This window comes from Deltaproteobacteria bacterium GWC2_65_14, assembly GCA_001797615.1.
GTDB lineage: Bacteria > Desulfobacterota > Deferrimicrobia > Deferrimicrobiales > Deferrimicrobiaceae > GWC2-65-14.
The window spans coordinates 9982-17045 of record MGPV01000045.1; the positions used below are offsets into that span (position 1 = coordinate 9982).

Genomic DNA, 7064 nt, shown 5'->3' on the forward strand with positions numbered 1-7064 from the left:
GAAAGCCCGGCCGCCAGGGAGGCCCGGGCGAGCCCCGCGTCGGCCGAGATGTCGGGGTTCGGGTTCACCTCGAGGACGTAGAGCTTCCCGCCCCGGCCCATCCGGAAGTCGACCCGGGAATATCCGCGGAGCTGAAACGTGCGGGCGCAGGCCAGGGCCATCCGGCAGAGCCTGTTTTTCAGCGCCTCCGGGATCCGGGCGGGGCATTCGGCGGCGATCTCCGAGTAGGCCGGATGCATCGCGTCCCACTTCGACTCGAAGGAGCAGACGCGCCACCTCCTGCTCCGGTAGACGAGCTCCGCCGGGGGCAGAATCCGGTAGGGATCCTCCCGGGATCCGTTCCCCAGGACCGCCGCGTTGAACTCCCGCCCGCCGACGTACTCCTCGACCAGCGCCTCCTGCCGGTATTTCTCGATCACGTGCCCGATTCTCTTCCGGAGGCTGCGCGCGTCGTCCACCACGCTCTCCTCCGTGATCCCGGCCGATCCGTCCTCGCAGGCCGGCTTCACGATCAGGGGGAAGCGGAGCCCCGGCCGGCCGTTCCGTGCGGAAGCGTAGAGCCGGAAGGGGGGGGTCGGGATCCCGAAGGCGGAGAGCAGATGCTTGGTGAGTGCCTTGTTGTTGCAGATCGAAAGGGGCATCGGGCTGTTTCCGGTGTAGGGGAGGCCGAGCAGCTCGAGGAAGGCGGCGCCGTGCGGCTCCTTCTGCGCCGAGTCCATCGGGCACTCGCTCAGGTTGAAGACCACATCGGTGTGGAAGTCCCGGAGCGCCGAAGCGAGCACGGAGGGATCCTTCCCGAAGGCGAACTTCCGGACGGCGTGGCCTCCCGAGGCCAGCGCGTCCAGAACCTGCCGGGCGCTCACCGCGAGGTTCATCTCCTCGAACATCTTTTCGTGGGTACCCCGGAGCGTTTCCTCCACCGGGGTGAAGAGGACCGCGACCCGCTTCGGGGGCAGTCCCGGGGGGGTCATGCCGGCACCATCCCGAGGCGGGCGAGCGCGCAGGAGAGGATGTCCGACAGCAGGGCGACGTAAGGGATCCCCATCCGGTCCGCCATGATCGGAAGGTCCCCGTACCCCGGCGAGAGGCCGGGGAGCGGGTTGCACTCGAGGAATTGCGGCACCCCGCGAAGATCGACCCGGAAATCGATCCGGCTGAAGTCGCGGCAGCCCAGAAGCCGGGAGATCCCGACGGCGCACCGCCCGATCTCCGCGGCGGTGCCTTCCGGCAGGGAGGGGGGGCACAGATACTCGACCTGGCGCTCCCAGTCCCGCTTCACTTCGAGGGAGTAGACGAACTCCTCGCTCCGGACCTTCGTCGGCCGGATCTCCATCATGCCGATCACCCGGGGCGTTCCGTTCCCCACGAGCCCCACCGTCACCTCGGGGCCCGGGACGAACTCCTCCACGAGCGCCTCCTGCCCGTAGGTTCCGGTGACGAACCGGATCATCGTCTTCGCTTCCGCAGGCGAGGTGGCGCGGGAGGCGAGGCGGACTCCCTTGCTCGATCCCTCGAAGGCGGGCTTGACGATGACGGGGAAGGAAAGGGCGCCCTCGTCCAGTTCTTCCGGGGAGGCGCACTGCTGAAACCGCGGAGTGGGGTATCCCTCCGAAGCCACGATGCGCTTCGCCACCGGCTTGTCGAGGGTCACGCAGAGGGTGAGAGGGTCGGATCCCACGTAGGGGATCCCGAGCATCTCCAGGAGGGCGGGAAGGTGCGCTTCCCGGCAACGCCCCCACTCCCCTTCCGCGATGTTGAACACGATGTCGGGACGCGACTCCCGCAGCCGGTCGATGATCGGCGGGCCCGCTTCCAGAAGGATCACCTCGTGCCCCAGGGAGGCGAGCCCCTCCCGGATATGTCCGACCGTCGCCTCGGAGTCGTATTCCTCGAAGGCGTCCTCCGGCAGATGCGCGGGAGGATCGGCGGGCTTTACGTTGTAGGCGAGCCCGATTCGCACCGTCTCCTTCTCCTGGCCATCCGCTCGTTCCCGGAGGGGATCAGCGCCTTCAGGTCCCCCCGGAGCAGGCGGTACACGTCCGGCCGTCCGACCGGAGGATCGCTGTCGGGCCGGGCCGACGGGCGGCCGTCGTTCTGCGGTTCCTCGTAGCCGACGAGGATCCCCTCGTAGTTCCGCAGGACGGTCCGGGTCTCCCCCATGGAGATGATGTAGTTCGGCATGAGCGGGATCTTGCCGCCGCCGCCGGGGGCGTCGACCACGAACGAGGGGATGGCGAGCCCGGAAGTGTGTCCCCGGAGCGCCTCCATGATCTCGATTCCCTTGGACAGCCGCGTCCGGAAGTGCTCGAGCCCGCGCACCATGTCGCACTGGAACAGGTAGTAGGGGCGGACCTTCGCCTTGAGCAGCTGCGTGTTCAGCCTGCGGATGATCTCCGGGTGGTCGTTGACCCCCCTCAGGAGGACCGACTGGTTGTTCACCGGGACCCCGGCCCGCAGGAGGCGGTCGCAGGCCTTCCGGGCCTCGGCGGTGACCTCGCGGGGGTGGTTGAACTGGGTGTTCACCCAGATCGGGCCGTACTTCTCGAGCACCGCGCACAGCTCGTCGTCGATCCGCATCGGGAGAACGACCGGGACCCGGGTGCCGATCCGGATGATCTCCACGTGCGGGATCTTCCGAAGACTCTTGAGGATGAATTCGATCCGCGACGTGGGAAGCGTCAGCGGATCGCCGCCGGAGACGATGACGTCCCGGATCTCGTCGTGCCGGCGGATGTAGCTGAACATCTTGTTCAGCTCGAACTCGGTCTTCGGGCTCTCCCCCAGCGCCCAGATCCGTTTGCGGGTGCAGTGCCGGCAGTACATGGAGCAGAAGCTGCTCACCACCATCAGGCAGCGGTCGGGGTACCGGTGGGTGAGCCCCGGCACCGGCATGTCCTTCTCCTCCTCGAGGGGGTCGTCCTCGCCGGTGTCCATCCCGAAGTATTCCTCGGGGGAGGGGAACGCCTGCCGGCCGATCGGGTCTTCGGGATCGTCCAGGCGGATGAGCGACAGGTAGTAGGGGGTGATCGAGAGGCGGTAGCTCTCGGTGACGCGCTGGAGGAGGTCCGTTTCCTCTCGGGAGAAGTAGCGCAGTCCCGAGAGCTCCCGGATCGAGGTGATCCGGTGGGAGAGCTGCCAGCGGTAGTCGTTCCATTCTTCCCGGGTAACCTGTGGCCACGGCAGACCGACGGGATTCGTCGTGTGGCCGGTGCTACTCAACGGGGCCGGTTCTTCACCGGAGATTCTGTCCATGGTCCTCCTCGCAACGTTCCGTCGGATAGGTTCGTTTCCCTGGTTCTTCATCGGATTATCGCCCGCTCGCCTTTACCCAGAGGAAGTCGACCTCGGTCTTCCCCTTGTTGGAGAATGAGTACTCCTGCTCGGCCCGGAAATAGAGACTCTCCCCCCTGCGCGCCACGTAGGCGGTTCTTCCCAGCCGCAGGCCGAGCCTCCCCGAGAGGACGAACACGTAGTTCTCCCCCTCGTGGGCCGGCTCGGGGAGGGCTTCCCGGCCCGGCCGGATCGAGGCCTGGTAGGTCACGATGTTCCGGTACCGGCTCTTCGTCAGCAGCGTCTCGAAGGACTGGTACCCGGTGACGTCGGAGGGAAGGGCCTCGTTTCTGCGGAACAGGACCTTTTCCTCGTCGTCGTCGGCAAAGAATGAGGAGGGGGTTTCGTTCAGGGCGGAAAGGATCTCCAGGAAGTTGGCGACGGAAGGGGAGGTCAGGTCCCGCTCGATCTGGGAGATCGCCCCCTTCGTCAGCCCCGCGCGCTCCGCCAGGTCGGCCTGCGCGAGTCCGTTGATCTGCCGGAGGTGCTTGATCCGGGCGCCGATCTCGATCACGTGAATGTTTTTTAAACCCTCCGTTTAGTAATCTAACCGAATTTTATGAAAACGAAACCGGGATGTCAACAGAAAATCGATGGAATACCATGAGGATTTTCCTCCACCGTTCGAAAGGCTATATCCGGAGGGGGATGGTTTGCTATACCCCGAAAACCGGCCTTCCGGGGCCCCTGGCTCGCGGGGGGAGTCCTCTCGGCTACGCTCGCGATCTGCGCCCGCTCGCTGCCGTGTGGTGGGGACACTCCTCTCCCGCATCCCGAGGAAACCAGGAATGTCCCCGCCGCCTCGTCGACCCCCCCCGCATCGCTGCGGGTCCCCGGCTGACGGGTGCCGCAGTTGCAGGCGCCCTCGGGACGAGGCGCATCACGGGCGGAACCCCCGGCCTGGCGTGATTTCGGGATTTTCGAAGGATGGTGGAGGAGAAGGGGATTGAACCCTCGACCCCCACGTTGCGAACGTGGTGCTCTCCCAGCTGAGCTACTCCCCCACCTTTGAAGTTCCCATTTTCCACGATCCGTCCGCCCCTGTCAAACAAATCCCCCCGCATGGATGGGTCCCGCTGCGGCATCCGCAACTGGAGCGTACCCCCTCGGGAGGGCGCACGGGGCCAGCTCCGCCGCCTCGGAGGGGGGCTTCGCTTCGCCCGCCCTCCGCCAGCGGATCATTCCTTTTATCTCCGCTCATCCCCCCTCCTTCGGCTGGCTCCGCTGTATTGTGCGCCCCGTCGCGGTGGCGCCCGATACGGGCTCCGCCGCCTCGGCTTGCTCCGCTGTATTGTGCGCCCCGTCGTGAGGGCGCATGAATACGGCGCCTCCTCCTTGGGGGCACTTACCGGCCGCCGGCTACTCCGGTAGAATCGGGGAGAGATGAACAGTCCCCCTCGACCCGCGGTCTTCGTGGAAGTGGCGGTGCCGCTTCCGATCGACCATCCGTTCACCTACCGGGTTCCGGCCGGCGGGGAGGCGCGCGCCAAGGTGGGAGTCCGGGCGCTGGTCCCCTTCGGGGCCCGCAGGGTCACGGGTCTGGTCACGGCGCTCTCGGACGGGGCCTCCCTGGGCGAGCGGGAGGCGAAGGAGGTTCTGGACTTCCTCGACGAGGAGCCCTACATCCCCCCGGGCCACCTGGCCTTCCTGCTCGCGGCCGCGCGGGAGTGCCTCGCGCCGGCCGGCGAGATGCTCCGGGCGGCGCTTCCCCGGGGGCTCTCCCGTCGGGATTCGCCTCCCTCCCCCCGCACGGAGACCGTCTTCCGCCCCGCGAACGGGAATCCGGACGCGGCCCTTACCCCGAAGCAGAGGAAGGTCTATTCGCTGGTCCTGGAGGCGGAAGAGATCGCTTCCGCCGACCTGTCGGCGCGGATCTCCGGAGGGGGGGACGTCGCCCGCCGATTGGCGGCCAGGGGGATCCTGTCCGCCACCGTCCGGGAGAAGCCGGTGGGGCTGACCGCCGCCCAGATTCCCGCTTCCCCGGGAGGCTTCACGCCGACGCTTCCCCAGGAGGCGGCTCTCGCAAGGATCGGCGTGGCGGTCGCCTCAAGGGCATCGTCGGTGTTCGTCCTGCACGGGATCACCGGCTCCGGGAAGACCGAGGTGTACCTGAGGGCGATCGAGCAGGTCCGTGCGGCCGGGAGGCAGGCGGTCTACCTGGTTCCCGAAATCTCGCTGACCCCGCAGCTGCTCGGGCGCGTGCGTGCCCGGTTCGGCGACGGCGTGGCCGTGCTCCACAGCGGGCTCTCTCCCGCGGAGCGGACGGCCCAGTGGAGGAGGGTGCGCGCGGGGGAGGTCTTCCTCTCCATCGGGGCGCGCTCCGCGGTCTTCTCCCCCTTCGCCTCGCCGGGGCTGTTCATCGTCGACGAGGAGCACGACACCGCCTACAAGCAGGAGGAGGGGATCCGGTACCAGGCGCGGGACCTGGCTCTCCTGCGGGGGAGGATGGAGGATGCGGTGGTCCTGCTGGGCTCGGCCACCCCGTCCGCCGAGGCGATCCATCTGACGCGGACCGGAGAGGCGACGATGCTCTCCCTCCCCGAGCGGATCGGGGCCCGGGGGCTCCCGGAGATCTCCGTCGTCGACCTGCGGAGCCAGGCGGGACGGCGCGGGGCCGACCGGTATTTTTCCGCGGAGCTGGAGGCCGCCGTCGAGGAGACCCTCCTGCGCAGGGAGAAGGCGATGCTCTTCCTGAACCGCCGAGGCTACGCACCGGCGCTGACCTGCCTCGACTGTGGGACCACCGTCCAGTGCAATAACTGCCAGGTCTCCATGACCTTTCACCGGCAGGACGGGGCGCTGCTGTGCCACTACTGCGACGCGAGGAAATCCCCCCCGGAGGAGTGCCCCGGGTGCGGGGGTCACAAGGTGGTGCAGGTCGGGATCGGCACGGAGCGTCTCGTCGCCTGGGCCGGGAAGCGGTGGGCGGATGCCCGGGTGGAGCGGCTCGACTCCGACCTGGGAAGGAAAAAGGGGGTGTACGGAGAGGTGCTGTCGCGGATGGCGCGGGGGGAGGTCGACATCCTGGTCGGGACGCAGGTCATCGCCAAGGGGCACGATTTCCCCGAGGTGACCTTCGTCGGCGTCCTGCTGGCCGATCTTTCCCTCTCCTTCCCGGATTTCCGGTCGGCCGAGCGGACCTTCCAGCTCCTCACCCAGGTTTCGGGGCGCGCAGGGCGGGGGAGCCGCCCGGGGAAGGTGATCCTGCAGACCCTTTCGCCGGAGCATGTCTGCATCCGCAAGGCGGCGGAGCACGATTTCCGCGGGTTCATGGAGGCGGAGCTCTCCGAGCGGGAGGCGCTCGGATACCCCCCCTACGGCCGGATGCTGCTGCTCAGGCTCTGGGGGAGCCGGCAGGAGCGGGTTCGGGAGGCCGCGGAGGAGATCGCCGCGGCGCTCGCAGATCCGGTGGCGAAGGAGGGAATCCGGCTCCTGGGTCCCGCCCCCTCTCCCATCCCGTTCGTCAAACGGAAGTACCGCTACCAGATCCTCCTGAAGATGCCCCCCCGCTTTCCCGTCGGCGATTTCTTCCCCGGGCTGCTGCGCCCCCTGCGCGAGTTCGCCGGCAAGGCGGGGGTCCGGATGGAGGCGGACGTCGACCCCTACAACCTGATGGTCTGACCCTCTCCCGGATGCGCCCCGTTGAGAGTGCGCCCGGCAATGGCTTCGCCGCCTCGGAGGGGGGCTTCGCTTCGCCCGCCCTCCGCCCCCGGTTCATTCTTTTTATCTCCGCT

The 7064-nt window shown here is 67.9% G+C and carries 5 protein-coding genes and 1 tRNA gene; 1 reads left to right on the top strand and 5 read right to left on the bottom strand.

Annotation, left to right across the window (positions count from 1 at the left end):
* From A2X88_06430 to A2X88_06450, 5 genes are all read right to left on the bottom strand, one after another.
* Nucleotides 1-971, bottom strand: a 971-nt coding sequence (locus A2X88_06430; protein ID OGP33730.1) for a hypothetical protein, incomplete at its 3' end; no start/stop codon positions are given.
* A complete protein-coding gene (locus A2X88_06435; protein OGP33731.1) occupies nt 968-1960 on the bottom strand; it encodes a hypothetical protein in 993 nt (330 codons plus the stop codon). The genes A2X88_06430 and A2X88_06435, both read right to left, overlap by 4 nt.
* Complete coding sequence (locus A2X88_06440) at nt 1933-3219, bottom strand: lysine 2,3-aminomutase (protein OGP33733.1); 1287 nt, start codon at nt 3217-3219, stop codon at nt 1933-1935. Before A2X88_06440 ends, A2X88_06435 begins: the two co-directional genes overlap by 28 nt.
* Nucleotides 3220-3307: 88 nt before the next feature.
* Nucleotides 3308-3841 carry a hypothetical protein gene (locus A2X88_06445; GenBank protein ID OGP33734.1) on the bottom strand — a complete coding sequence of 178 codons (534 nt, stop codon included), beginning with the start codon at nt 3839-3841 and terminating at the stop codon, nt 3308-3310.
* Between the two features lie 417 nt (nt 3842-4258).
* Nucleotides 4259-4334 (bottom strand) — tRNA-Ala (locus tag A2X88_06450).
* A 379-nt stretch (nt 4335-4713) separates the two neighbouring features.
* On the opposite strand from A2X88_06450, the gene A2X88_06455 reads away from it, so the two are divergent.
* Nucleotides 4714-6951, top strand: a complete 2238-nt coding sequence (locus A2X88_06455) for a primosomal protein N' (protein ID OGP33732.1) — start codon at nt 4714-4716, stop codon at nt 6949-6951.
* The last annotated feature ends 113 nt before the right edge of the window (nt 6952-7064 follow it).